The 24,309-nt window shown below is 63.2% G+C and carries 27 protein-coding genes; 10 read left to right on the top strand and 17 right to left on the bottom strand.

Features of this window, described 5'->3' with window-relative positions; translation table 11 throughout:
* Positions 1 to 54: 54 nt before the first annotated feature.
* From ACFQJC_RS09385 to mce, 6 genes are all read right to left on the bottom strand, one after another.
* Positions 55 to 870 (bottom strand): SDR family NAD(P)-dependent oxidoreductase, encoded by an 816-nt coding sequence (locus ACFQJC_RS09385; protein WP_390223066.1) that lies wholly within the window; start codon positions 868 to 870, stop codon positions 55 to 57.
* 140 nt (positions 871 to 1,010) lie between these two features.
* On the bottom strand, positions 1,011 to 1,673 hold the full coding sequence (locus ACFQJC_RS09380) for an AIM24 family protein (protein WP_390223065.1): 663 nt from the start codon (positions 1,671 to 1,673) through the stop codon (positions 1,011 to 1,013).
* Between the two features lie 126 nt (positions 1,674 to 1,799).
* Positions 1,800 to 2,951 (bottom strand): acyl-CoA dehydrogenase family protein, encoded by a 1,152-nt coding sequence (locus ACFQJC_RS09375; RefSeq protein WP_390223064.1) that lies wholly within the window; start codon positions 2,949 to 2,951, stop codon positions 1,800 to 1,802.
* 107 nt (positions 2,952 to 3,058) lie between these two features.
* Complete coding sequence (locus ACFQJC_RS09370; RefSeq protein WP_390223063.1) at positions 3,059 to 4,717, bottom strand: long-chain fatty acid--CoA ligase; 1,659 nt, start codon at positions 4,715 to 4,717, stop codon at positions 3,059 to 3,061.
* Positions 4,718 to 4,806: 89 nt separating this feature from the next.
* Positions 4,807 to 6,795 (bottom strand): o-succinylbenzoate--CoA ligase, encoded by a 1,989-nt coding sequence (menE, locus tag ACFQJC_RS09365; protein WP_390223062.1) that lies wholly within the window; start codon positions 6,793 to 6,795, stop codon positions 4,807 to 4,809.
* Between the two features lie 83 nt (positions 6,796 to 6,878).
* Positions 6,879 to 7,262: a methylmalonyl-CoA epimerase gene (mce, locus tag ACFQJC_RS09360; protein ID WP_390223061.1), complete on the bottom strand. Its 384-nt coding sequence runs from the start codon at positions 7,260 to 7,262 to the stop codon at positions 6,879 to 6,881.
* A 53-nt stretch (positions 7,263 to 7,315) separates the two neighbouring features.
* Here mce and ACFQJC_RS09355 point away from each other — a divergent pair, with 53 nt between their 5' ends.
* Together ACFQJC_RS09355 and ACFQJC_RS09350 are read left to right on the top strand one after the other, a co-directional pair.
* Positions 7,316 to 7,660, top strand: coding sequence for a YbjQ family protein (locus ACFQJC_RS09355; protein WP_390223060.1), 345 nt, complete (start codon positions 7,316 to 7,318; stop codon positions 7,658 to 7,660).
* Positions 7,657 to 7,965, top strand: coding sequence for a hypothetical protein (locus tag ACFQJC_RS09350; protein WP_390223059.1), 309 nt, complete (start codon positions 7,657 to 7,659; stop codon positions 7,963 to 7,965). Before ACFQJC_RS09355 ends, ACFQJC_RS09350 begins: the two co-directional genes overlap by 4 nt.
* A gap of 100 nt (positions 7,966 to 8,065) precedes the next feature.
* Here the strand turns inward: ACFQJC_RS09350 and ACFQJC_RS09345 are convergent, their stop codons facing one another.
* Together ACFQJC_RS09345 and ACFQJC_RS09340 are read right to left on the bottom strand one after the other, a co-directional pair.
* Complete coding sequence (locus tag ACFQJC_RS09345; RefSeq protein WP_390223058.1) at positions 8,066 to 8,350, bottom strand: hypothetical protein; 285 nt, start codon at positions 8,348 to 8,350, stop codon at positions 8,066 to 8,068.
* 269 nt (positions 8,351 to 8,619) lie between these two features.
* Positions 8,620 to 10,296, bottom strand: coding sequence for an acyl-CoA mutase large subunit family protein (locus tag ACFQJC_RS09340; protein WP_390223057.1), 1,677 nt, complete (start codon positions 10,294 to 10,296; stop codon positions 8,620 to 8,622).
* 111 nt (positions 10,297 to 10,407) lie between these two features.
* Here ACFQJC_RS09340 and ACFQJC_RS09335 point away from each other — a divergent pair, with 111 nt between their 5' ends.
* From ACFQJC_RS09335 to ACFQJC_RS09325, 3 genes are all read left to right on the top strand, one after another.
* Positions 10,408 to 11,076 carry an O-methyltransferase gene (locus ACFQJC_RS09335; RefSeq protein WP_390223056.1) on the top strand — a complete coding sequence of 223 codons (669 nt, stop codon included), beginning with the start codon at positions 10,408 to 10,410 and terminating at the stop codon, positions 11,074 to 11,076.
* Between the two features lie 72 nt (positions 11,077 to 11,148).
* Positions 11,149 to 11,520, top strand: a complete 372-nt coding sequence (locus tag ACFQJC_RS09330; protein ID WP_390223055.1) for a nascent polypeptide-associated complex protein — start codon at positions 11,149 to 11,151, stop codon at positions 11,518 to 11,520.
* Complete coding sequence (locus ACFQJC_RS09325) at positions 11,517 to 12,242, top strand: methyltransferase domain-containing protein (protein ID WP_390223054.1); 726 nt, start codon at positions 11,517 to 11,519, stop codon at positions 12,240 to 12,242. Before ACFQJC_RS09330 ends, ACFQJC_RS09325 begins: the two co-directional genes overlap by 4 nt.
* Here ACFQJC_RS09325 and ACFQJC_RS09320 read toward each other — a convergent pair whose 3' ends face one another.
* The 3 genes from ACFQJC_RS09320 to ACFQJC_RS09310 all read right to left on the bottom strand — a co-directional run bounded on the left by ACFQJC_RS09320 (position 12,243) and on the right by ACFQJC_RS09310 (position 13,538).
* Positions 12,243 to 12,833, bottom strand: a complete 591-nt coding sequence (locus ACFQJC_RS09320; protein ID WP_390223053.1) for a DUF6517 family protein — start codon at positions 12,831 to 12,833, stop codon at positions 12,243 to 12,245.
* Between the two features lie 39 nt (positions 12,834 to 12,872).
* A complete protein-coding gene (locus ACFQJC_RS09315; protein ID WP_390223052.1) occupies positions 12,873 to 13,193 on the bottom strand; it encodes a transcription factor S in 321 nt (106 codons plus the stop codon).
* 87 nt (positions 13,194 to 13,280) lie between these two features.
* Positions 13,281 to 13,538 carry a DUF5789 family protein gene (locus ACFQJC_RS09310; RefSeq protein ID WP_390223051.1) on the bottom strand — a complete coding sequence of 86 codons (258 nt, stop codon included), beginning with the start codon at positions 13,536 to 13,538 and terminating at the stop codon, positions 13,281 to 13,283.
* A gap of 167 nt (positions 13,539 to 13,705) precedes the next feature.
* Between ACFQJC_RS09310 and ACFQJC_RS09305 the strand changes: the two genes are divergently transcribed.
* The gene (locus ACFQJC_RS09305; protein ID WP_390223050.1) at positions 13,706 to 15,019 is read left to right on the top strand and encodes a methyl-accepting chemotaxis protein; all 1,314 of its coding nucleotides are present in this window, start codon (positions 13,706 to 13,708) and stop codon (positions 15,017 to 15,019) included.
* A 2-nt stretch (positions 15,020 to 15,021) separates the two neighbouring features.
* Here ACFQJC_RS09305 and ACFQJC_RS09300 read toward each other — a convergent pair whose 3' ends face one another.
* Positions 15,022 to 15,795, bottom strand: coding sequence for an enoyl-CoA hydratase/isomerase family protein (locus tag ACFQJC_RS09300; RefSeq protein WP_390225576.1), 774 nt, complete (start codon positions 15,793 to 15,795; stop codon positions 15,022 to 15,024).
* Positions 15,796 to 15,894: 99 nt separating this feature from the next.
* Here ACFQJC_RS09300 and ACFQJC_RS09295 point away from each other — a divergent pair, with 99 nt between their 5' ends.
* The gene (locus ACFQJC_RS09295; protein WP_390223049.1) at positions 15,895 to 16,395 is read left to right on the top strand and encodes a DUF5797 family protein; all 501 of its coding nucleotides are present in this window, start codon (positions 15,895 to 15,897) and stop codon (positions 16,393 to 16,395) included.
* On the opposite strand, the gene ACFQJC_RS09290 is transcribed toward ACFQJC_RS09295, so the two are convergent.
* Together ACFQJC_RS09290 and ACFQJC_RS09285 are read right to left on the bottom strand one after the other, a co-directional pair.
* The gene (locus ACFQJC_RS09290) at positions 16,392 to 17,363 is read right to left on the bottom strand and encodes a DUF5787 family protein (RefSeq protein ID WP_390223048.1); all 972 of its coding nucleotides are present in this window, start codon (positions 17,361 to 17,363) and stop codon (positions 16,392 to 16,394) included. The genes ACFQJC_RS09295 and ACFQJC_RS09290 overlap by 4 nt on opposite strands.
* 84 nt (positions 17,364 to 17,447) lie before the next feature.
* Positions 17,448 to 17,903, bottom strand: coding sequence for a bis(5'-nucleosyl)-tetraphosphatase (locus tag ACFQJC_RS09285; RefSeq protein ID WP_390223047.1), 456 nt, complete (start codon positions 17,901 to 17,903; stop codon positions 17,448 to 17,450).
* A gap of 157 nt (positions 17,904 to 18,060) precedes the next feature.
* Between ACFQJC_RS09285 and ACFQJC_RS09280 the strand changes: the two genes are divergently transcribed.
* Complete coding sequence (locus ACFQJC_RS09280; protein ID WP_390223046.1) at positions 18,061 to 18,393, top strand: uS10/mL48 family ribosomal protein; 333 nt, start codon at positions 18,061 to 18,063, stop codon at positions 18,391 to 18,393.
* Positions 18,394 to 18,483: 90 nt separating this feature from the next.
* On the opposite strand, the gene ACFQJC_RS09275 is transcribed toward ACFQJC_RS09280, so the two are convergent.
* Together ACFQJC_RS09275 and ACFQJC_RS09270 are read right to left on the bottom strand one after the other, a co-directional pair.
* A complete protein-coding gene (locus tag ACFQJC_RS09275) occupies positions 18,484 to 18,747 on the bottom strand; it encodes a DUF7513 family protein (RefSeq protein WP_390223045.1) in 264 nt (87 codons plus the stop codon).
* A complete protein-coding gene (locus ACFQJC_RS09270; RefSeq protein WP_390223044.1) occupies positions 18,744 to 20,294 on the bottom strand; it encodes a Na+/H+ antiporter NhaC family protein in 1,551 nt (516 codons plus the stop codon). The genes ACFQJC_RS09275 and ACFQJC_RS09270 overlap by 4 nt, the downstream gene beginning before the upstream one ends.
* 123 nt (positions 20,295 to 20,417) lie before the next feature.
* On the opposite strand from ACFQJC_RS09270, the gene ACFQJC_RS09265 reads away from it, so the two are divergent.
* A complete protein-coding gene (locus ACFQJC_RS09265; protein ID WP_390223043.1) occupies positions 20,418 to 21,701 on the top strand; it encodes an amidohydrolase in 1,284 nt (427 codons plus the stop codon).
* A gap of 97 nt (positions 21,702 to 21,798) precedes the next feature.
* Positions 21,799 to 22,860: a sensor histidine kinase gene (locus ACFQJC_RS09260; RefSeq protein WP_390223042.1), complete on the top strand. Its 1,062-nt coding sequence runs from the start codon at positions 21,799 to 21,801 to the stop codon at positions 22,858 to 22,860.
* Here the strand turns inward: ACFQJC_RS09260 and ACFQJC_RS09255 are convergent.
* Positions 22,835 to 24,205 carry a geranylgeranyl reductase family protein gene (locus ACFQJC_RS09255; protein WP_390223041.1) on the bottom strand — a complete coding sequence of 457 codons (1,371 nt, stop codon included), beginning with the start codon at positions 24,203 to 24,205 and terminating at the stop codon, positions 22,835 to 22,837. The genes ACFQJC_RS09260 and ACFQJC_RS09255 overlap by 26 nt on opposite strands.
* Positions 24,206 to 24,309 lie beyond the last annotated feature (104 nt).

Below are 24,309 nucleotides of genomic sequence, written 5' to 3'. Positions count from 1 at the left end.
CTCGACAGTAGGGCGGAGCGGAGATAATTGTTGGTTCAAAAATAGGTTCGGTGTTCAGATGACGTTCTGGAGGATGCCACCATCGACGGCGAGCGCCTGCCCGGTGATGTTCCGGTTCGTCGCGTAGAACACGGCGAGTCTGCCCATGTCTTCGGGCGTCTGGTCGCGGCCGAGTGGGATGACGCGCTCGATGGTGTCGGCGTAGTCCTCGTCGAGCGTCGGCGTCAACACCTTGCTCCACATCGGGGTGTCCACGATGCCGGGACAGATTGCGTTCACCGTCACGTCGTCGCCGGCGAGTTCGAGCGAGAGCGACTTCGTAAAGCCGAGCACGGCGTGTTTCGACGCGCAGTAGTGGGCCAGTCCGGCGGCACCGATGCTCCCGGCAATCGAGGAGGTGTTGATAATCGCCCCCTTGGACTCCTTGAGGTACGGAATCGCCGCCCGCGACGGGAGGAACACGCCCTTGACGTTGACGTCCATCACCGAGTCCCACTCCGCTTCTTTCATGTCTTCGACGGGGTCCACGGTGATGACCCCGGCGTTGTTACAGAGCACGTCGATGCTTCCGAACTTGGAGACCACCTCTTCCATCATCGCGTTCACCTGGTCGGCGTGGGTCACGTCGCATTCGACGATGTGGGCGCGTCGTCCCAGTTCTTCGACCCGACTGGCGACTTCCTGTGCTCGTTCTGCACCTCTGACCTCCTTCGAAGACTGCTGGTTGTACTCGGTGTCGAGTACGTCCACGTCGGCGATGACGATGTCGCTCCCCGCCTTGGCGAGTTCGACGGCGAGTCCCTCACCGATTTGGCCACCTGCACCTGTTACGATCGATACCTTGTCGTCGAGTGGGTTTGCTGCTGCCATAGCGCGGCAGGCGATACGTCAGATGACTGCATAGCTCATTTTTCTGTGAGTTAGGACGTATCGCGTTCGGTGTCACTCGTCTCGTGGTGAACGAGCGTGCGCCCGAACGGTTGCAAAAAGCACGAATCGTCTGTCTACGATTACTGGCCGGGTGCGACTTCCTCGTACGGTTGGACGATGACGAACCCGCCCGGTTGGCCGAACTGGAGTTGGAACGTCTCGCCCGACGTCTTGCCGATGAGGGACTTGAGGTTCAGGTCGCGTTTCGACGACGGCGAGACGTTGCCGCTCCACGCGACGGTGGCGTTGGGGTCGGTACTGACCGGCGTTTCGAGGACGAGCGGCTTCCCGTGGGTCGTGATTGCGACGTGGCCCGGCCCTTCGAGGAAGACGTTGAACAGGCCGCCAGTGGAGGTGCCCGCGATACTGGACATCATCTTGATGTCCCAGTTGACCCGTGATTCGAACGCCAACACGTCGTTGCCGTTGACGCTGATCTCCTCGCCCGCGTCGAGTTCGAGAATCTGAACCTCCTTGCCCTGGTCGGCGAGATAGAGATGTCCGTCACCCGACGCTCGCATCATCTTCTGGCCCTCGCCGGTGGCCTTCTTCTTCAGCATGCCCGTCAGGCCGCCGGCGGACTTCTGCTCGAACGAGATGTCGCCCGTGTAGCTGACCATCGACCCCGCTTTGGCCATGATTTCTCCCTGCAGGTCGATATCGAGGAGTTTCGAGTTCTCCAGTTCGAAGGTTTCTGAAGTCTCGTTCGGTGCGTGCGAGTTGACGAATTCGTCGAGGTCCATGATAGGTCACGAGTCGCGTCGATACCGACTCGGATAGACGACTGTCAGAATTGCCTATAACTCTACCCGCCGAAGTGAAAATGGATTGAATTGAATTGAATTGAATCGGCGTCTGCTCGCCCTCGATTACAGCGCGCCCTGCCGGTAGATGAGGTTGCGCTGAATCTCGTTCGCGCCCTCGTAGATGACGGGGATGCGAACGTCGCGGTAGACGCGCGAAATCTTGTTCTCGTTGAGCACGGAGCGACCGCCGTGGAGTTGCATGCCCCGTTCGGCGCACATCATGGCAACCTCGGTGGATTTCGTCTTCGTCGCAGCGGCCCAGAATCCGGCGTCTTCGCCCTCGGCGACCTTACGTGCCGCACGCCAGTTGAGCGCGCGCGCCGCTTCGAACTCCATGCGCATGTCGGCGAGGATGTGCTGGACGGCCTGGAACTCCGAGACGTGGCGGCCGAATGCCTCGCGGTCGTGGACGAACGACCACGCCTCTTCGATGGCGGCGGCGGCGAGACCGAGTCCGTGGCCGCCGACGACGATACGACCGTGGTTGAAGAAGTCCGCGAGCATGTAGAAGCCGCCGCCCTCGGTGCCGATGAGGTTCTCCTCCGGAATCTCGCAGTCGTCGAAGACGATGTGTCCCTGCTTCGACGCGCGCATGCCCATCTTCTCGGGGATGTGTTCTGCCTCGTAGCCGGGGGTGTCGGTCGGGACGACGAACATCGAGTAGTTCGAGTAGCGGTCCTCGAGGTCGCCGGTCTTGGCGTAGACGGTCAGCCAGTCGGCTTCGACGGCGTTGCCGACCCAGTACTTCTCGCCGTTGAGGACGTAGCCGTCGTCGGTCTTCTCGGCCGTCGTCGTCATCCCGGCCATGTCGGAGCCGGTCTGCGGTTCGGAGACGGCGAGCCCCGAAATCTGCTCGTTTTCGGCGACCGGGCGAAGCCACTGCTCTTTCTGTTCTTCGGAGCCGTAGTGCTCCATAATCTCACAGCCGAACGAGGCGAGCTGGAGGGTGAGTGCGATGCCGGCGTCGGCGCGATAGAACTCCTCGGCGATTGCGAGAATTTGTTCGAGCGTGAAGCCGCTGCCGCCGTAGTCCTCGGAGATGTCCTGTGCGATGAGTCCCTCGTCCATCGCCGCCTCCAGAATCTCCCACGGGTACTCCCCCGATTCGTAGTACTCCTCGGCGTTCGGTTCGATGTGCTCTTCGGCGAACGCTCGCGCCTTGCGCTTTACGTCGAGGGCGTGTTCGGGGACGATAGATTCGTCGAGCAGGTCCATACACAGTCCTAGACGTGAGCGATAAAATAGTGTATGGAACCAGTATAAACTTTAAACAAATTTTTTGATTGTTAGATGGGTGAATGACGACCCAGCGGGTCGCCGACTCAGTCGTCGTCCGGGGCCGCCTCGTCGGGCGTCTTCCCCTCGATGAGCGACGAGTCGTCGTACTGGTCGCGGAGGACCTTCTTGTCGAACTTCCCGGTGGCCGTCTTCGGCACCTCGTCGATGAAGACGACTTCGTCGGGCGTCCACCACTTCGGGAACTCCGCGCGGACGAGTTCGACGAGGTCCGACTTGAGCGCGTCCTCGTCGGCACCGGCCTGCGGGACGATGAACGCGACGGGGCGCTCTTGCCAGCGTTCGTGCGGAACGCCAATCACGGTGGCTTCGGACACGTCGTCGTGGCCCATCAGCGTATTCTCCAGTTCGAGCGACGAAATCCACTCGCCGCCGGACTTGATGACGTCTTTCGCGCGGTCCACGATTTTGACGTAGCCCTCGGCATCGACGGTCACCACGTCGCCCGTCTTCAGCCAGTTCTCGACGTAGTCCTCTTCGTTCGCGTCGGGTCGCTTGAAGTATTCAGTCGTGACCCACGGGCCGCGCACCCACAACTCACCGAAGTCTTCGCCATTCCACGGAACCTCGTTGCCGTCGTCGTCCACGACGCGCATCTCCAGTCCGGGCACCATCAGTCCCTGCTTCCCGCGTTTCTCGTACTGCTCGTCGAGCGGGAGGTCCTCCATACCGGGCTTGAGGTGGGCGATGGTGCCGACCGGCGACATCTCGGTCATCCCCCACGCGTGAACGACTTCCACGTCGTACTCCTGGTCGAACCGCTTGATGACTGACTTCGGGGCCGCAGAGCCGCCGATGACGATGCGTTCGAGCGAGGAGATGTCGGCGTCGTTCTCGTCGAGGTAGTCGAGCAGGCCGAGCCACACCGTCGGCACGCCGGCGGTCATCGTCACGCCCTCCTCCTCGATGAGGTGAGCGAGGTCTTCGGGTGTCGGCGACGGACCGGGATAGACGTGCTTGGCACCTGCGGCAGTACAGGAGAACGGCAGCCCCCACGCGTTGACGTGGAACATCGGCACGACGGGCATGATGACGTCGTCCGAGCGGATGTCGAGACCCGCTTCGGGGAGCGTCGCCATCGTGTGTGCCCACATCATCTGCTGGGTGTACTCGACGCCTTTCGGTTCGCCCGTGGTTCCCGAGGTGTAACACATCCCCGCCGGTTGGTCCTCCGGGAGGTCCGGCCAGTCGTATTCGGTGTCGAAGTCGGAGACGAACGTCTCGTAGTCGGTGACGGGTTCGAGACCGGTCTCTGGGACCTCCGAGGCCATCATGACGAACTGCTCGACGGACTCGAAGGCCCCCTCGTCGAACGCGCCTTCGAGTTTCGGCGCGAGCGAGGGGTCCACGAAGACGATTTTGTCCTGTGCGTTCTCGACGATGTACTGGATGTGGTGGTCGGGGAGAAGCGGGTTGATGGTGTGGAGTTGCGCTCCCATCGACGGAATCGCAAAGTACGTCTCGAAGTGTCGGTCGTGGTTCCAACAGAACGTCGCTACGCGGTCACCGCGTTCGATACCGGCGTCTTCGAGCGCGCCCGCGAGTTGCGCGACTCGGCCCTCGTACTCGGCGTACGTGGAGCGCCGAATCCCCTCGGCGGTTCGAGAGACGATTTCGCGGTCCGGGAAGAGTTTGCTCGCTCGCCACAAGAACGGTCGAATCGTTTGCGCTGTTGCGCCTGGCATATGCTGACTTTGGCCGAATCCATCATTATTGTTTGGTTGAAAACAGGTCGCCGCGTGCGAGGAGTTTCTGTCTGGCGATTCCGCCGACGTTACTCCTCGTCGTCGATGTGGTCGTCTGCGTTGTCGTCGATGCCGACGTCGCCCTCGGCGGGCACGGTCTCGTCGTCGGGCGATTGCGCTGCTTGCTCGTCGCCACCCACCACGTCGCCGGTATCGAAGTCGTCCCAGTCACCGGCCTCGGCGATGTCTTCGACTTCGATTACCTCGTGGGGGGTGTCCGTCTCGTCCCTCTTGTCAGCCTCGTCCGCGTCTCCGAGACCCTCCGATTCGGCCACTACATCGTCGCGTTCGCCCGCGACCGCGTTCTCATCGCCCTCGTTGATCTGCATCTCGTCGCCCTCGTCGTCCACGCCGTTCGACTCCGCCTCGGCGTCATCGACGGGGAGCGACTCGTCCACGTCGGCCGCTGGCGATTCGCTCTCGTCGTCGTCCTTGCCTTCACCGTTCCAATCGGGTTCGGCCTCTCGGACCGGTCGTGCTTCGTTCAGTACGTCCTTGACTTCGTCGCGGTCGATGGTTCCGGAGACCGTTCGCGGGAGTTCGTCCGCCTGCTCGATGAGTCTGGGAATTTTGAACCCCGCGAGGTGTTCCCGGCAGAAGTCCTCGACGGCCGTTCGGTCGAGTTCCATCTCCGCGTCGGTCGGGACGACGAGCGCGGCCACCCGTTCGCCCCACTCGACGTCGGGGATGCCGACGACGACGGCGTCGTCTATGGAGGGGAACCTCCGCAGCACATCGACCACTTCACCGGGGTCTACGTTCTCGCCGCCGGTGATGATTCGGTCGTCCTTACGGTTGAGGACGTACAGGAGTCCGTCCTCGTCTCGATAGCCGATATCTCCCGTGTGCAAGCCGAGTTCGGAGAACGCCTCTTCGGTCGCTTCGGGATTGTCGTAGTACCCCGATGAGACGCTCGGCCCGGAGACGACGATTTCGCCGGGGTCACCCGACTCGACTACGTTCCCGTCTTCGTCCACGACCCACAGGTCGGCGAAGAAAATCGGCCGACCGACGGTTCCGACCGCGTCGAACGCCTCGTCGGGCGTCGCCGTCGCAATCTGTGAGGCGGTTTCGGTCATGCCGTAGGTCGGATAGACGGGCACCGAGTAGTCCCGACAGCGCTCGATGAGTTCGTCGGGCGCGGGCGCGCCGCCGAGGAGGACGACGCGAAGCGAATCCGAGAGCGTCCCTCGCTTTTCGAGCATCCGTTTGAGCATGGTGGGCACGAGCGAGACGCCCGTCACGTCGTACTTGTCGATGTCGTCGGCGGTGCTCCCCGCGTCGAAGCCTTCGCGGAGGACGATTGCCGTCCCGTACAGTGGGCTTCGAAGGACCGGGCCGATGCCGCCCATGTGGTGCAACGAGAGCGTCACCATCCAGCGGTCGGTCCGCGACAGACCGAGTCTGAACGACGACGCGACCGCATTGGAGAGGATGTTCCCCATCGAGAGACGCACCGCCTTCGGTGCGCCCGTCGTCCCCGAGGTAAAGAGGAGAATCATCGTCTCCGAGAGCGACCACTGTGCGGGCGAAACCGACTTCGGCGCAATCGTTTCGAGGTTGACGACGCCCTCCCAACGCGGTTCGTCCACCGAAATCGTCGGAATCTCCGTCGAGGCTTCGACGACGATTGGTTCGGTATCTTCGCCGCAGACGACGACGGTCGCGTCGGCGAGTTCGAGGTTGCGCGTGACCTCCGACGCGGTCAGTCGCTCGCTCAGCGGAACCAGTTTCGCGCCGATGCGAACGCTCGCGTGGATGAGCAAGACGTACTCGATGCCGGGTGGAAGAATCACCGCGACGTGGTCACCCGCTTCGACGCCGAGCGCGGCGAGTTGTCCCGCTCGCTCGGTGACGAGTTCGTCGAGTTCGCGGAACGTCCACGAGTCACCGGACGGTGCGTGAATCAACGCCTCTTCGTCCGGCGTGGCGGCGACGCGATGCGACAACCAGTCTCGGACAGGCCCGTCGAACCCTGGGTGGGTGGACGCGTCCCGTGTCCTCTCGTCGTCAGTCATCGTCCCCTGCTCCCCCTCAACATTGTTCTCGATAATGTGACACTCCGATTTGCGAAAAGCATTGTCATCCGGACGTGTGGCGGTCAGTGCGAGACGAATTCGACGAGGACGCCGCCGGTCGATTTGGGGTGGAGGAAGGCGACCTCGTGGCCCCACGCACCCGGTCGGGGTTCCTCGTCGATGAGTTCGATACCCGCTTCGCGGGCGGTCGAAAGCGCGCCCTCGATGTCGTCGGTTGCGAGCGCGATGTGATGGATTCCGGACCCGCGACGTTCGATGAAGTTTCCGATTGCACCGCCTTCGTGCGGTTCGAGCAACTCGAAATACCCGTTGTCGAGTTCGAGAAAGACGACGGTCATCCCGTCGAACTCCTCTTCGTGGGCGACGGGCGCATCGAGGAGTTCCTCGAACAACGCGGCCAGTCCAGCGGCGTCGGGCGTGGCGATACCGAGGTGGTCGAAGTCCATACACAGAGTGGTCGGGCGCAAGGGATAAACCCAAACGATTCGTCAAATATGTCATGATAGTAACGACTACTGAATCGATTGCAGGGCACCAAATCGAGGAGACGCTCGGGACCGTTCGCGGCAACACGATTCGCGCCCGGAACGTCGGCCGCGACATCACACAAGGCCTGCGTAACATCGTCGGCGGCGAACTCAAATCGTACACCGGTCTCATGGCCGACGCCCGCGACGAGGCGACCGACCGAATGATAGCAGAGGCCGAAGAGATGGGTGCGGACGCCGTCGTCTCCGTTCGGTACATCACCGCGGAGGTGACACAGGGCGCGGCCGAAATCCTCGCCTACGGGACGGCAGTCAAACTCGAACCCGAATCCGAATCGGACGTGGACGTTGCGTGAGCACCGTCTTGAACCGAGATAGTTCAGGGTGGGTACGAGTCGTAACCGCCCGCGAGACACTCGTGCTGTTCGTCTTGTTAGTGCTCGTCTGGGCGCTCGGGTTCTACGAACTCGTCCCCATCGAAATCTGGGTCATCGACTTCCCCGCGCTCGTCGCCGCGTTTTTCCTCGATACACTCGCGTCCAACGAGTTCGGGATTCGAGAGAACAGTGTCTTCTATCCGGCGCTCGTCGTCTGTCTCTATCTCCAAGCGCTCGTCCTCGTCGCGGGAGTGCGGTGGCTCCGGAGTCGAACTAAGCTATAGAAAAATCGAACCCCGAACGGGCGGCGTGGAGGGCCGAAGTTGGGGAGTGAGGTCGATGCGCGAGCGGCGGGTCGAAGCGCGGCGACGGGCCGAAGCGCGATTAGTCGCGGCTCGTTCGGGCGACCGTCACTTCGACGGGCATGCCCGGAACGCCGACACGGAGACTCGACCACGAAGCGCGGGTGGCGAGCGTGCGAGCGACGACGATGGCCACGACGGCGGTCATCGCCGTGACGAGCGACAGCAGGGGGAACGTCACCACGGCCGCGACGGCGACACCGACTGCCAGCAGGACCGCGTAGGTGCGGAACGACGGTGCCGGCAGGTGGTGAGAGGGCGGGTAGTCGGAGACTGTTCGAGTGGGTCTGAAGGGTCTATCTGACATTTGCTGTTGGACAGGGTGTGCAGTCGAACACGATACCGGGGGCTGTTCGGGTGAAAAGCCCCGCAACGCCGAGTCGCCGACTGATCGTGCGCCGCCGTCTGGCGGGGGCGCGACCGTTCGCTGGCGACCGGGCGTGTGACGGGTTTAGAAGTTGATGAGAGGCATCGTGGAATCCTCGTTCACGTCAAAAAGGCCACAGGTAATAAGTTTTCTCGGGTGGGCAAAAGTGTAATTAAGTCAATCGCTAGCACACCCCGGTCGGCGTGGCCTCACGCCATGCCGGGTTCGTACTCGCCGAACTCTTCTCGCAACACGCCGCAGATTTCGCCCACCGTGGCGTAGGCTTTGACCGCCTCGATAATCGACGGCATGAGGTTGTCGTCGCTGTTTGCGACGGTTCGAACTTCTTCGAGTGCCGCTTCGACCGCTTCGGTGTCGCGTGCTTCCTTGCGGGCTTCCAGCGCGTCGATTTGCTTCTGTTCTTCTTCCTCGGAGACTTCCTGAATCTCGACTTTCGGCTCTTCGTCCACGCGGTACTTGTTCACCCCGACGATGACGCGCTCGCCGTTCTCGACTTCGCGCTGGCGCTCGTAGGCGACGTCCTGAATCTCGCCTTGGACCCACTGGTTCTTGACCGAGTCGAGCATGCCGCCGCGCTCGTCGATTTCGTCCAAGAGGTCGAACGCGTCGGCTTCGATGTCGTCGGTCAGTGCTTCGACGTAGTAGCTTCCGGCGAGCGGGTCGATGGTGTCCGCGGCACCCGACTCGTGGGCGAGAATCTGCTGGGTTCTGAGCGCGGTCCGAACCGACTGCTCGGTCGGAAGCGAGAGCGCTTCGTCCTTGCCGTTAGTGTGGAGCGACTGCGTGCCCCCGAGGACCGCCGCGAGCGCCTGATAGGCGACGCGGACGACGTTGTTCTCGACCTGCTGGGCCGTCAGCGTCGAACCACCGGTCTGGGTGTGGAACTTGAGTTGCATCGACTTCGGGTTCTCTGCGCCGAAGCGGTCTTCCATGATTTTCGCCCACATGCGGCGGGCGGCGCGGAACTTGGACACCTCTTCGAGGATGTTGTTGTGCGCGTTGAAGAAGAAGGAGAGCTGGGGCGCGAAGTCGTCAACGTCCAGTCCGGCCTCGACGGCGGCCTCGACGTACTGGATGCCGTTGCCGAGCGTGAACGCGACTTCCTGTGCCGCCGTCGAACCGGCCTCGCGGATGTGATACCCCGAAATCGAGATGGTGTTGAACTTCGGCGTCTCCGCGGCGCAGAACTCGAAGATGTCCGTGATGAGTCGCATCGACGGCTCTGGCGGGTAGATATAGAGGTTCCGCGCGATGTACTCCTTCATGATGTCGTTCTGAATCGTCCCGCGGAGTTGCTCGCGGGGGACGCCCTGCTTGTCGCCGAGTGCGACGTACATGGCGAGGAGCACCGAGGCGGGCGCGTTGATGGTCATCGACGTGGACACGTCGCCGAGGTCGATGCCGTCGAAGACCGTCTCCATGTCGTGGAGGCTGTCGATTGCGACGCCCGACTTGCCGACTTCGCCCGCGGCCATGATGGCGTCAGAGTCGTAGCCCATCTGCGTCGGGAGGTCGAACGCGAGCGACAGGCCCGACGACCCGTTGTCGATGAGATACCGGAAGCGCTCGTTCGTCTCGGCGGGGGTGCCGAACCCGGCGTACTGCCGCATCGTCCACAGACGGCCGCGGTGCATCGTCGGATAGACGCCGCGTGTGTAGGGTTTTTCGCCGGGGAAGCCGAGGTCACGACGGTAGTCGAGGTCCACGTCGGCGGGCGTGTAGAGTCGGTCTACCTCGTGGCCGCCGGTGTCGGTCGTGAACTCCTCGTTACGCTCCCCGAATCTGTCGAGTGTCGGCGACAGCGTCTCTTCTTCCCACGCAGACTTCGCCTCACGAATCTGGGCGAGTTCGTCGGGGTCAAACATTGTAAAAGATGAGGATTGTGACCCACTTAAGCGTAGGCAGATTCGCCCGCGGCGGTGGCACCTCGGACGCTCCGCGGCGGGTTTTATTCTCTCGGCCGTCCCTCGTCTCACATGGAGATACTCACAGACGACACGCGTCGGTTCCTCACGGCCACCGCACCGGAACACGACGAGGTGCAAGCCGAGATGGCGGCGTACGCGGCCGAACACGGTTTTCCCATCATCGGACCTGAAGCGGGCGGCTTTCTGCGACTTGTCGCCCAACTGGTCGAGGCAGAGCGTCTGTTCGAGTTCGGGTCGGGATTCGGCTACTCCGCGACGTGGTTCGCCAAGGGCATGCGCGAAGATGCCGAACTCTTCTTGACCGAGCACGACGCCACGGAGTTGGAGATGGCCCGCGAGTACTTCGAGCGCGTCGGTCTCACCGACCGAACCACGTTCCTCGAAGGTGACGCGCTCGAACTGTTCGAAGAGACCGAAGGCGAGTTCGACCTCGTGCTGTTCGACCACCAGAAGCATCGCTACGCCGAGGCGTTCGACCTCGTGCGCGACCGAGTCGCGGTCGGTGGCGTCGTCATCGCCGACAACGTGATGCGCGGCCCGCTCGATTTCGGCGCGCTCGCCGACCGAGAAGCGGGCGTCGCGTCGGCGCTCGACGGAACGAATCAGGACACCCACGGCATCGCGGCGTACCTCGATGCGGTCCGTGCGGACCCGCGGTTCGAGACGCTCGTCCTCCCGCTGGGCAACGGACTGGCGGTTAGCTACCGGGTCGAGTAGTCCGGATCGCTCGCGCGGAGAGTGCAGGCCGTGTTCGCCACGCTTTTGAGAGCCGACCCCGACGCTTCTGGTATGTTTGGAGGCGGCGGAATGAATCCGCGCAAGATGAAGCAGATGATGAAGCAGATGGGCATCGACGTGACGGAACTCGATGCCGAAGAGGTCGTCATCAAGACGGCCGACGAGGAACTCGTCTTCTCGGACGCGCAGGTCACGCGCATGGACGCGCAGGGCCAGATGACGTACCAAATCGTCGGCGAACCCGAGTCGCGCGAACTCGGTGCCGGTGACGATGAGGACGAGGGCGACTCGGCCGCGTCCGCCATCCCGGCGGACGACGTCGCAATCGTCGCACAGCGTGCTGGCGTTCCCGAAGACGACGCACGCGAAGCGCTCGAAGCCGAAGACGGCGACCTCGCCGCGGCAATCTCGCGTCTGGAGTGATACTCCTCGTACACGGCGACCGGGAGTACCTTCGAGCGCCGGGTGAGGAACTCCACACGGACCTCGGGATGCTGACCGTCCCGGAGGACGTCGAACCCGGCCAGACCCTCGAAACGCACATCGGCGAGCCGTTCCTCGTCCGCGAACCGCGCGGCCCGGACCTGTTCAATCACTTCGAGCGGACGGGCGCGCCGATGATGCCGCGCGATATCGGTCTCATCGTCGGTCACACCGGCATCGCCGCCGGCGAGCGTGTCCTCGACGCTGGAACCGGCACGGGTGTGCTCTCGGCCTACCTCGGCCGTCTCGACGTCGAGGTGACGACGTTCGAGCGCAACGCCGACTTCGCCGAGGTGGCACGCGAGAACATGCGACTCGCGGGCGTCGAGGAGTTGGTCGATGTCCGGACCGGTGACATCACCGACGAACTCGATGACCTCTCGGAGACGCAGTTCGACGCGATTACGCTCGACACCGAGAACGCGCCGGAAGTGGTCGCTCACGCCCCCAACCTGCTCAAGACGGGCGGCTACGTCGCAGTCTACTCTCCGTTCGTCGAGGGGACGCGCGCGACGGTCGAGGCCGCACGCGAAGCGGGTCTCTCAGACGTTGAGACGTTCGAGACGATTCAGCGTCAGATGGACTTCGGCGAACGAGGGTCGCGCCCATCGACGGCCGGCGTCGGACACACTGGCTACCTCGTCTTCGCCCGCAACGAGTAGTCAGGTCGTCTCTCGAATCGCTCGAAGCAACTCCCTGCGGAACGTTTCTGGGTCGATTGCATCGCGCAGTGCCGTCGTATCCACTATCTCGCTCCGTACATCGTCGTCAGCGAGTACGGCACGAGGGTACGCCCCGCCGGTGAGTAGGAACTGTTCGCCGGCGGGTCGCACCGCGAACATCGCACTCGCGGCGAGTCGAACGCCCGCGAGCGAGACGGACGCCTCGTACTGTGTGACCTCGGCATCGACGCTCCCGATTCTGAGTGGGCGGGTCCCAGTCTGCCGAATATTCGAAAACCCACGCTCCGCTAACTGGGATTCGAATCCCGATTTCGCGCCGCGAGCGACGAGTCCCGTGAGCGCCTTCGACGGCGGTGTCCGCGGGCTGACGGCGAGTCTGCTGGCGAAGACGAACCGCCAGGGACCATCAGCGAGGGTCGGAAACGTCTCACGAATCGACGCGTCCTCGACGACGATGGTTCGGGCGACGACGGAGACGGGGCCGAGTTCGAACGGTGTGTCCGTCGAGTCGTCCACCTGCACCCACCCCTCCAGCGGTGGCAGTTGCGGAGCGCGTGGCGCGTCGGCCATGGCTCCGGTACGGGCGGAAACGGGAAAAATACGAGGCGGTTAGTGGTCGTCCTCGCGCCACTTGTGACCGCACTCGACGCAGGTGAAAAATCGGGTCTCGGATTCGTCGGCAGAGCGGATTTGCTTCATCTCGTAGCGCGCGACGTCGTGTTCGCACTTCGGGCAGATTGCTTTCGTCGTCGGGCCGATTTCGGACCCATCGACGTCGGACATGTCCACGACGTCACTGTGTTCTTGGCCTTGCGTCGTGACCATGCTCTTTTCTTTTTCACTGTTTCGGGCCTTCTCGTGGCCGTTCGCACAGACCCAGACACCGTCTTGGGGTGTCATGAGTGACCCACATTCGTCGCAAAACTCCATGATAGTACGTCCTGCCGCTCTCTGCACTTAAGCGTCTGGGTTGCGCCCAGAATAAAAAGGTGGAATCGAGGGACCGACCGAGTCCGGTCAGGCGTCGCCCTCGGACTGGCCCGGTTCGCCGACCGCCTCGATTGGCATCGCGTTGTTGAGTTCGTAGTAGAGGTCGGTCGGCCCGTCGAACTCGTCGGAAACACAGTTGCGAATGAGGCTTCCGAGGTTCGCACTGCCGTCGGCCATGAGCACGGTCACATCGTCGAACTTCGTCGCCGCCTGATTTCGAGAAACGGGGTACGAGAGGTCTTCAAATGCGGATTCGACGCGACTGAGTTTGATGGAATCTCGCATGATTGTTTATTATACTTAATCCTATTTAGCCGTAGCAGGACCCGTGATAGCACGATTTACTCCGGTTCGAAACTCAGTATCGAATGTGATAGATGGCGTGTAGTGTTTATTACACGTGATACGGAAGCACACGGATAGTCATGCACCAACAATCGACCAAGAATGGATTGTCCTGGCAACCCAGCGGGACACTCACCGAGACAGAACGTCTCGAATCCGAGCGCGACTTTTGGCGCGGGTTGTTCGAACAGGTCGTCGAAGAGATTCCAGAACCGACGCTGGTCGTAGATTCCAACGGCATACTGACGCATCTCAACGCCGAGATGAAGAGAAACTACGGGCTCGAAGATTCGGATATCGGGAAACGCGGCATCGACGTCATCGGAACGGAGGGCAAAGACGAGATTCTTGCGACGAAAATCGCCCGAACCGAACAATCCGTCCGTGAAGACACCTTTCGGGCAGTCGAACTCCCGGACGGGACGATTTGGTGTCGTGCGATGGGAATGCCACTGTACGCCCCCGATGGAGAGGTCGTCGGTGCATTCGAGGCCACGCCAATCGTGACTGACATGGTCGAACAAAATCGTGCGATGGCGGCGGTCCAAGAGCAAGTCTCCGAGGAGATTTCGAAGGCGACAGAGCAGGCAATCGACTCCGCGGACGACGTTGCAGAGAGCGTCACCGAAGCGCGCAGCGTCGCCGTCGAACAGGCCGACGCGATGGACGAAGTCTCGGGAGAAGTCGGCTCGCTCTCGGCGACGGTCGAAGAGATTGCGGCGAGTGCGGACGAAGTCAGCACGAAGAGCACGGAGGCGCGAGCGCTCGCCGAATCCTCGCGCGAGGACGGCGAGGCGGCAGCCGAGACGATGGACGACGTCGCCGAGGGCGGGTCGGAAGTCGCAGAGCGAACCCGAACGCTCGCCGAACGTATCGAGGAAATCGACGACATCATCGAAGTCATCAACGAAATCGCCGACCAGACGAACATCCTCGCGCTCAACGCGAACATCGAGGCGGCCCGCGCTGGAGACGCTGGCGCGGGATTCGCCGTCGTCGCGGACGAAGTGAAGTCGCTCGCCAACGAGGTGCAGTCCGAATCCGAGCGCATCGAAGAACTCCTCGGCGAGACGCGCGAAGACGCCACGAAGACCGTCACGGGTATCGAATCGCTGACCGAGGACGTGCGCGACGGCGCGGATAAAATCGAGACGCTGGTCGAGAACCAGCGACGAATCGCACAGACGATCCGAGACGCTGCGACCGGAATGGACGATATCGCGGCGGCGACCGACGACCAGGCGGTCCGAACCGAAGAGGTCGCCAGCATGGTCGATAGCGCCTCGGCGATGTCCGAGTCGGTGAAAGCAGAGACCGACGCGGCCGTCTCGGCGAACGAACGACAACTACAGGTCGTCGCAGAAATCGCCGACTCGGTTCGCCACCTCGAAGCGACGATGGCCGAACTCACCGACTCCTGACGTTATTCGAACTCGGCGTCGCGCTTTTCGACGAACGCGTCCATCCCTTCTCGCTGGTCGTGCGTGCCGAACAGACCACTCCAGACGCGGGCTTCGAAGTCGAGTGCGGCATCGCGCGGTGCGTCGTGCGACATGTTGATGGCGTCTTTCGCGGCGTGGAGCGCGTGTCGAGGCTTCGAGGCGAGGTCCGCGGCGAGTTCGGCGACGTGCGATTCGAGTTGGTCGTGGGCGACGACTTCGCCGACGATACCGTACTCGTGGGCGTCGCTGGCGTCGATGCGTTCGCCGAAGAAGATGAGTCGCCGAGCGAGTTCGTCGCCGACGAGTGCGGGCAGTCGGACGCTCCCGCCCCACCCGGGCATGATGCCGAGGTCGATTTCGGTCTGGCCCATGAGCGCGCGCTCGGAGGCGACACGGAGGTCACAGGCGAGCGAGAACTCCATGCCGCCGCCGAAACAGTAGCCGTTGATGGCCGCAATCGTCGGCGCGGGGAACGTCTCCAACCGGCGGGCGATGCGGTGGCCCTGTTCTGCGTACTCCTGTGCGGCGGGCGTGTCGATGTCTTTCATGTAACTGATGTCCGCCCCGGCGATGAACGCCTTATCGCCAGCGCCGGTGAGGACGACGACCCGCGCGCCCTCGGCTTCGGCCTCGTCGAGCGCCTCCTCGATGGCGTCGAGCGTGTCGGTGTTCAGCGAGTTCATCCGGTCGGGTCGGTCGATAGTGAGCGTCGCAATATCGCCGTCCCAGTCGAGTCGAATCGTCTCCCAGATCATGGGCAGACCGACGAGCGATGAGGAGTTAATAATTAACATTCACCGGAAATGGAACGGAGTCCTGAACAACTTATATTCCGCCCGGCAAATGCTCCGATAATGACCCTCTCCGACGAGGCCCAAGAACGACTCGCCGACATCGTTCGCCTCCAGCCGACGAAGAACAAGGAGCTCCAAAACCGATGGGACCTCGAAAGCGGCAGCGAGGTCCACCAGTACCTCGAAAACGAGCTGAAAGACTACTACTACCGCGACGACAACAGCCTGATTCGCGCGACCGCGGAAGCGGCCGAACTCGTCGGCGTCGAACCCGGCGTCGAGAGCGACGGCGACGAGGAGTCCGTCCCGAGCGTGATTCGCATCCCGCAGTTGGAAGCGCGCGTCTTCGAAATCGTCGCCGGTCCCGACGAGCGCTCAGAGAGCGTCGTCAGCGTCCTCAACAAACTCCGCGCGGAGTTCGACATCGACCCCGACGTGGACGACGTTCGACGCGCACTCCAGAGTCTCCGCCGCAAGGGCGTCATCGAAGTCATCTACCGAACCGTGCCGACGTTCCGACTCGCCGTCGAACGCGACGAAGTCGATGTGGAAGTCGTCTAACGCTCTCCTATTCGCTCTCTAATTCGTTCCGTTCGACCGTCGAGCAATCGCTGAAGGCCTTTTCCCGGCCCGCCTTCGATAGGCCAGCCCTTGGTCCGCCAGATGGGTGGTTCGGGTTCGAACTGCGCGCACGACCCGGCGCACTCTCGTTGGCTCTGGTGACACGCCTTCGCCGCACAGGACGGGAGCAGTGCCCGCCCGCGACGCGAGAGTTCGAAGTGCCGACAGTCCGGACGCATCGTCTCGACGTAGTTTCGCCACCCCTTGTCGTAGGCGCGCTCGGCCAACACGAGTCGTCGCCGGGCGTCGTCGGCGGAGGGTGAGAGCGTGCTCGGATGCCACAGCACCTCCGCCTCGTCTGTCGAATCGACCGAGAGGATGCCGACTTCGACGGGGATGTCTTCGAGGAGCGCCGGTTCGACGCGGTCACCCGTCGCCTCCGTCGCCACCCACACTTCGTCGGCGAGGCTTCGGGACACGTCGTGGCTGAGTTGCTCGCCGAGTGCGCGCGCGGCGCTCGCGTCGAGGTTCGGTTTGTTCTCGATGGCGACGATACGACGAACCCAGTTCGGGTACGGTGCTTTTCGTCGGTATTCGACGCGGTTGCGTTTGCCGCGGCGGGTTTCGACGAGGTCCCTCCCGGCGGCGCGGTGGACCGCCGCGATGACGTGTCGCCACGGGAATCCGGGATGCGGAATCGCGTCACGATACCACTGCCAATCTTCGGGCGCGTGACGGACGACACGCAGGAGGTCGGAGTCGAGACCGCGAGTCGAGAGGTCGCGGCGGGCGGCGAACGCCTGGGGGTCAACCTCGACGACGACGGTGTCCCAGCGCCGCTTTCGCGTCCCGAGTTGGCGCGCGACCAGCGCGGGTCGCGGGCCGTCGGGGTGCCACGTTCGCTCCGCCCATCGACACACCCGTAGCTCGAAGGTGAACTCGGGGTCGCGGTCCCGGGCGTCAGTCACGAGCGTGAGTCAGACCGGGAGACACAAGACGTTTCGGTCGCCGACGCGTCGCTCGCTTTTCGTGAAAACAAGGGTGTCAGCGCGTTATCTGACGTACTTGTGCGGGCCTTCGCTTTGGGCGGCAACCTCGTCGAGGAACGTGTGCGCCTGTTCGAGGATGTCGCGCGGCCCGTCTTGGGTGATGGTGTTGATGGCCTGTTCGTAGTCGCGCCACTGGAGGTCGCGGTGCTCCGTGGAGAGTTCCGCCGACGCCTCGAACGAGTGGGCGATGAACAGGTGAACCGTCTTGTGAATCGTTTTGCCGTTCGCTTCGAAGACGTAGCTATAGTCTTCGCGGAAACCGTCGATGAGGCGGAACTCTTCGATTCCGGCCTCTTCTTTGATTTCCCTGATTGCTGTTTGCTGAAGCTCCTCGTTCCCTTCGACCCCGCCTTTCGGGAACTCCCAGTCCCCTGGACGACTCTTCAGGAGTAAATACTCCCTCCGGCCGCGGGTGTCGCGGAAGAGAATGGCTCCAGCGCTGACCGCTTCGACTGCCATTACCCTGAATAAATGTGCCACCCTTTAAGAGCGTATCGGAGGGTGTACAGGATTCACACAGTTCGGACGCCCGTCCGACTGACAGTCGGTCACGTGCGAGGCCCGTGTAGATGCGTTTTTACCGTCGGAGCGTCCACAAATTCGATAGTGCCCACTCATGCCGTTCGTCACAAAACTCACCTTCCAAAGCGGTGACAAGACCGTCCTCGACCGAATCGTCGGCGACCTGAAGCAACACGTCGAGAAGAAAGGCGCGGAGTGTCGCGGCCCGCACGCGGACCAACCGAAACGGTTGAACATCCCGCAGTATCGGTCGCTCTCGCCCGGCGACGAGTTCCCCGCGTGGGACTACACCGTCTACACGCGCCGACTGGAAATCCACGGTGCCGACGAAGTCGCGCGGAGCGTCACCCAGCGCGCGTTCCCCGACAGCGTCCACGTCGAAGTCGAAGTCGAACAGAAGAAACCGCTCGGCCACCGTCGTAACTGAGCTTCGGAAGGGGGCGCACGTCGCCCACGAACGCGAATTTTCTCTCTTTCTCTCGAACGCTAACGAGCGGCGAGTTCGTCGTCTCGGTTCCTACTGGTCGGGACCGATGACCTCGACGACGGTTCCGGTTCCCTCGTAGGTGGACGCGTCGAACGCCGTGATTTCGAGTCTGACTTTCGACTCGACGAGTTCGGCGTCGGCGTCCGGGAGTCGAATTTTCGAGTCGCCGATGCGGACGATACCTCCCTCGGCGTCGGCGTCGGTCACGTAGGCGGTGATGACCTCACCGGGTTCGAATGCGGGCGTGGACGTTCGGAACGTCCACCCGGCGAGGAACGAATCGAGCCAACTCATACGCGACTCACCTCCTCGCTCGCGCGGTCAGAGACGTACTCGCGGCCGTAGCCGGTCCAGGCGGCGAAGAGGAACACCGCCACGAGGAACCACCCGTGGAAGACGTACGGCCAGACCGACGCGGGGTTCACGAGCATCTCGGCGGTGAACCACGGCGTCCCTTCGCCGCCGACTAATCCCTGCATCGCGCCGAAGCCAGCGAGTAGGCCGCCGCCCCACGGGAAGATGTATCCGAGCGCCGAGGTGTTGGCGTCGAGGATGTTGGCGCGGCGGTAGCCGTTGATGTTGAATCGCTTTCCAACTTTGGCGATGTACGGTGCGATTGCGATTTCGGCGGCGGTGTTGATGGTAACCGTCGCGTTGACGAGCGCCGTCCCGAGGACCATCGTCACTTCGGCACGGCGAACCGTCGTCGCAATCGGGTCGATGACGAGTTCTTGAATCGCGTCGAATCCGCCACCGGCGCGCATGATTTCCGCGCCCGCAACGAGGAGCAGCGTCAGGACGATGAGCGGGAAGAAGCCCGCCGCACCGGCGTAGATGCTCCCGGAGACTCCCACCTCGGCCATCGGGACGGTCTCGACGACCGACCCGAGGAGCGGGAGCGAGGCGACTGCTTGGGCGAGTCCGGTCTGCGGTGCTTCGAACAGAATCATACTCCCGAGCGAGACATCGACCAGTCCAGCGACGCCGAGTGCGACGTTGAGGACGGCCGCGAGGATGAGTCCCCACGAGATGGATTCGACGATGTGGCGACCGCTCACCGCGAGGGCGATGACCACCGCGATGTCGAGCAGGTGGACGAGTCCCCACGGCGATGCAGTCGCGCCGAACTGCCCCGAGACGCTGGCGTGGGGCATGCCGCTCCAGACGCCGGGAATCCCGAAGCCTGCGACGAGATACGAGACGACGGCGAGCGCGGCCGCGACGACGGCATACTTCACGCGAGAGGTGACGACCCCGCCGATGTCGGCGTTCTGCGTGACCGCGGAGACGATTGTCGTGTCACTCACGGGTGCGAGGTTGTCTCCGAAGACGGCCCCGGAGAGGATAGCGCCGAACAGTAGTACGGGGTTCGCACCGAGGAGTAACCCAGCGGGAAAGACGAGCGTCGTGAAGGCGATTGCCGTCCCGTAACCGGTCCCGATACCGGTCGCAAGCAGCGCCGCCAAGAGGAACGTCACGGCGGGGAACAGGGCTGCGCCGACGTTCAGCGCGGTCGCCGCCCAGACGAGACCATCGACGAAGCCGCCGACTTGAATCGTCTCTGCGAACATGCCCGCCCAGAGCCACGCGACCACCGCTGTCGCGGCGACCCGGCGGGTCATGCCGACGAAAATCACGTCCGCGTAGTCCTTCCAGTCTCCCCGGACGAACAGCAATCCCACGATGAGTCCTGTCAGCATCCCCGTGACGAGACCAGTCGTATCGCCGATTCCGAGGACGCCGCTTTGGAAGATTGCCCACCCGATGAAGATAGCAATCGGGAGCGCACTGACGAGTCTCCCGCCGCGGAACGAAAGCTCGATGTCCGGTTCTTCAGGCATCGTCTGTGAGACTCACACTCGGAAATAAAAGCGGCACGAATCGTCGCCGTCGGTGACAACGCGAGGGAGTGTCAGCGAACCAGTCTGGTGTGTTTATCAGCACCCACAGAAAAGAGTCGAGATATGAGTCACCAAGCGACGATGGACGACCTCATCGCGTTCCGCCGGGACCTCCACGAGCACCCAGAACCAGCGTGGAGAGAGTTTTACACCACCGCCCGTATCGTCTCCGAACTCGAAACGCGCGACCTCGACGGTCTCTACGTCGGTCCCGAAATCATGGACACAGACGAGCGAATGGCCGTCCCCGACGACGCCGAAATCGAGACGTGGTTCGAGCGAGCACGCGAGGCGGGTGCCCGCGAAGACGTTCTCGACCAACTGAAGGGTGGCTATACGGGCGCGCTCGCCGTCGTCGAACGCGGCGAGGGACCGACCATCGCCCTTCGGGTCGATATCGACGCCCTCCCAATCACGGAATCCGACGAGGACGACCACCTCCCCACGAGTGAGGGCTTCCGGTCTCAGAACGAGGGCTTCATGCACGCCTGCGGTCACGACGCCCACGCGACCATCGGTCTCGGCATCCTCGACGCCGTCATCGCCTCGGACTTCTCGGGGACGTTCAAGGTGTTCTTCCAACCGAGCGAGGAGCAAGTCGCCGGCGGCAAGGCAGTCGCCGAGAGCGGCCACCTCGACGACGTCGATTACCTGCTCGCCCTGCACGTCGGACTCGACCACCCGACCGGCGAAATCGTCTGCGGCGTCGATGGGTTTCTCGCGGTTTCGCACTTCCTCGCCGAGTTCACGGGTGCACCGGCCCACGCGGGTGCCAAGCCCGAAGAAGGAAAGAACGCGAACCTCGCCGCGGCGGCCGCGATTCAGAACCTCTACGGTATCTCGCGGCACTCCGACGGCGCGACTCGCGTCAACGTCGGCCTGATGGGCGGCGGGACGGCGACGAACATCATCGCCGAAGAGTCTTTCATCGAGGGCGAGGTCCGCGGCGCGACGACCGAACTCATGCAGTACATGGAAGAACGCGCACACACCGTCATCGAGTCCGCGGCCGCGATGTACGACTGCGACGTGGAGATATCGGTCGAAGGAAAGGCACCCAGCGCCCGGAGCGACGACCTGCTCATGGACATCGTCGGCGAGGTGAGCGAGGGCGTCGAGGGCGTCACCTCGATTCTCCGGAGCGACGAACTCGGCGGCAGCGAGGACGCGACGTACCTGATGAATCGCGTCCAAGAACAGGGCGGTCTCGCGGCCTACGTCGGCGTCGGCACCGACCACCCCGGCGGCCACCACACGCGAACGTTCGACGTGGACGAAGAGACCATCCGCATCGCAATCGACGTGATGGCGGGAAGTATCGAGCAACTCGCCGCAAAACAGGCCTAACAGCGCCGCTCGTTCGACTCTCCGTCTCTTAGCTCGACCGAAACACTCGGCGAAACCGCCAGCGCTTATTTGTTCCCCCCACGCATAGCCGCCAGCGATGGGTTTACTCCGAGGTGAATCGACACCCCAGTTCGATGTGCGACCGGTCGCCGTCGCCACCGGTATCATCCTCGGACTCGCCAGCCTGCAGTTTATCGCCTTCTCCACGGGAGATGGGTCGTACTATCGGTTCGCCGTCGAACTCCTCCTCATCCCCGTCGCACTCGGCGGAACGGCCGTCATCTCGGTCGTCCGCGAGACCCCGACCGTCTGGCGTCCGCTCTACATCGGGACCATCTTCGTCGCCATCTACGCGACGACCGACGCCCTCGACGAACTCCTCGTCCAACCCGACTCCTTTTCCATCCTGTTCGAAGACGTCGCCCTCCTCGTGGGCGTCCTCTCGGTGACCGTCGGCATGGTCCGATGGGCGGACCTCCGCCAGACCTACGAAGACGACCTCGCGGCCAGAAACGAACGCCTCGACCAGTTCGCCTCGGTCGTCAGCCACGACCTGCGAAACCCGCTGAACGTCGCACAGATTCGTCTCGAACTCGCGCGCGACGGTCACGGCATGGAACACCTCGAAACCGTCGCGGACGCCCACGAGCGCATGGAGGCGCTCATCGAAGACGTGCTCCACCTCTCGCGGAGCGGCGAGACGGTGGGTGAGACCGAACCCGTCGGTCTCGCCCGCATCGCGGCGGACGCGGTCGCCAACACGAAACTCGACGCCGCCTCCTTGACGGTCGAAGCGGACGCCACCTTACGGGCCGACCGCGAGCGCCTCGTGACGGTGTTCGAGAACCTCTTCCGCAACGCGCTCGACCACGCCGGTCCCGACGTCCAGGTTCGCGTCGGCCTGCTCGACGACGGCTTCTTCGTCGAAGACGACGGTCCCGGCATCCCGCACGCCGAACGCGAGCGCATCTTCGAGTCGGGCTATACGACCGACACCAATGGGACCGGACTCGGACTCGCAATCGTCTCCGGCGTGGTCGAAGCTCACGACTGGACGGCGACGGCGACAGAAGCGGAGTCGGGCGGTGCACGATTCGAATTCAGAGACGTCGCGTTCGAGAACGGGGCGACGGTCAGTACTTCGGCTTCGCGCCAGTGACTTCGTAAATCTCGTCCATGATTCGGTCGCGCTCGTCCTGCCAGCCTGCGAGCGCGCTCGGGCGACCGGGATAGCGGTCGTAGTGGGCCATGAGTTGGTCGGCGAGTTGCTTCGTCTTGTAGAAGTCGAGAATCTGCCGCCAGTAGCCGAAGCTCGATGCGGCCGTCTGGAGGAGGAGTCTCGGCCCGAACGACGTGGTGCCCGAGTACAGCGCTTCGGCGAGTTTCTCGCCGGGGAGCGACGCCATGAGACCCATCAGGTCGTCCACATCGACCGCGGTCGAGAGGATGTTGTACACGTCGAGACTGGCGTAGCGCCCGCCGAAGTGGTCCATGACGCGCTCGTTGTAGCGCCACAGGACCTCTTCGCTCACGTCGCCTTCTTCGAGGGCGACGATGGACTGTTCGCCGGCGTAGGCACCCGCGTAGGCGGCACCCGCGATGCCGCCGCCAGTCGTGGGGTTGACGTGCGCGGCGGCGTCGCCGACGGCCATGTAACCGGGAGCAGTCGCCGAGTCGTAGGGACGACGCGTCGGGAGGGCGGCACCGAGTTTATCCTTGACTTCGGCACCTTTGAACTCGGGACGGTTTCGAAGGTCCTGTTTGAGGTCTTCGACGAGTTTCATCGGCTCTTCGTTCATCTGGAAGCCGAGTCCGGCGTTGATGGTCGTCTCCGTCCGCGGGAAGTACCAGATGTAGCCAGCGGCGACGGAGGCCGGTTTGAAGACGAGCGCGTCGTCCCACTCGACCGGCGCTTCGACTTCGACGATTTCGCGGTAGGCAGAACAGAACTGCGAGTAAGAGACGTTGGTGTCGAACGTCGCGTTCGAGAAGTCGGCCTTGTCTTGGAGGAGCGAGAGCGACCCCGCGCCGTCGATGACGATGTCGGCGTCGTACTCGACGACGTCGCCCTTGCGCTTGGCGCGCAGGCCCGTGACGGTGCCGTCGTCGTCCTGCAGCACGTCTTGGACGACGGTGTCGTAGTGGAAGTCCGCACCGGCGTCCTCGGCACCCTCGATGATGAGTTTGCCGTACTCCCAGCGGTCGATGACGGCGAGTTCGCCCGGGACCGGAATGTCGAGTACGGTGTCTTCTTTCGGAATCTCGAATCGGCCGTGGTCCACCTTCGTGTTGGTGAACGCGGGTTCGATTTGCTCCTTGGGGATGGCGTCGGGGAACGCGTTCGCACCCTTGAGCGCGTCACCACAGGCGATGTGTCCGGCCTCTTCGGCGGGCTTTCGTTCGACGACCACTACGTCGTAGCCCGCTCGGGCGATTGTCGCCGCCGCGTAGCACCCGGAGGTACCCGCGCCGACAACGACCACGTCGTGCTGGTGATTGGACATGGTATCACCTCCTTATCGCGGGGAGAAAACTCTTTACTCCCGCATCGGCCGTCGTGGCGCGAACGCGTCGTTCGCGGACGGAACAACTCGAAGAAAATGGGGGC

This window comes from Haloferax namakaokahaiae (assembly GCF_042663225.1).
Classification (GTDB): Archaea; Halobacteriota; Halobacteria; order Halobacteriales; family Haloferacaceae; genus Haloferax; species Haloferax namakaokahaiae.
Note: the sequence above shows the minus strand (reverse complement) of the source record. Positions and strands in the feature narration are given on the sequence as shown.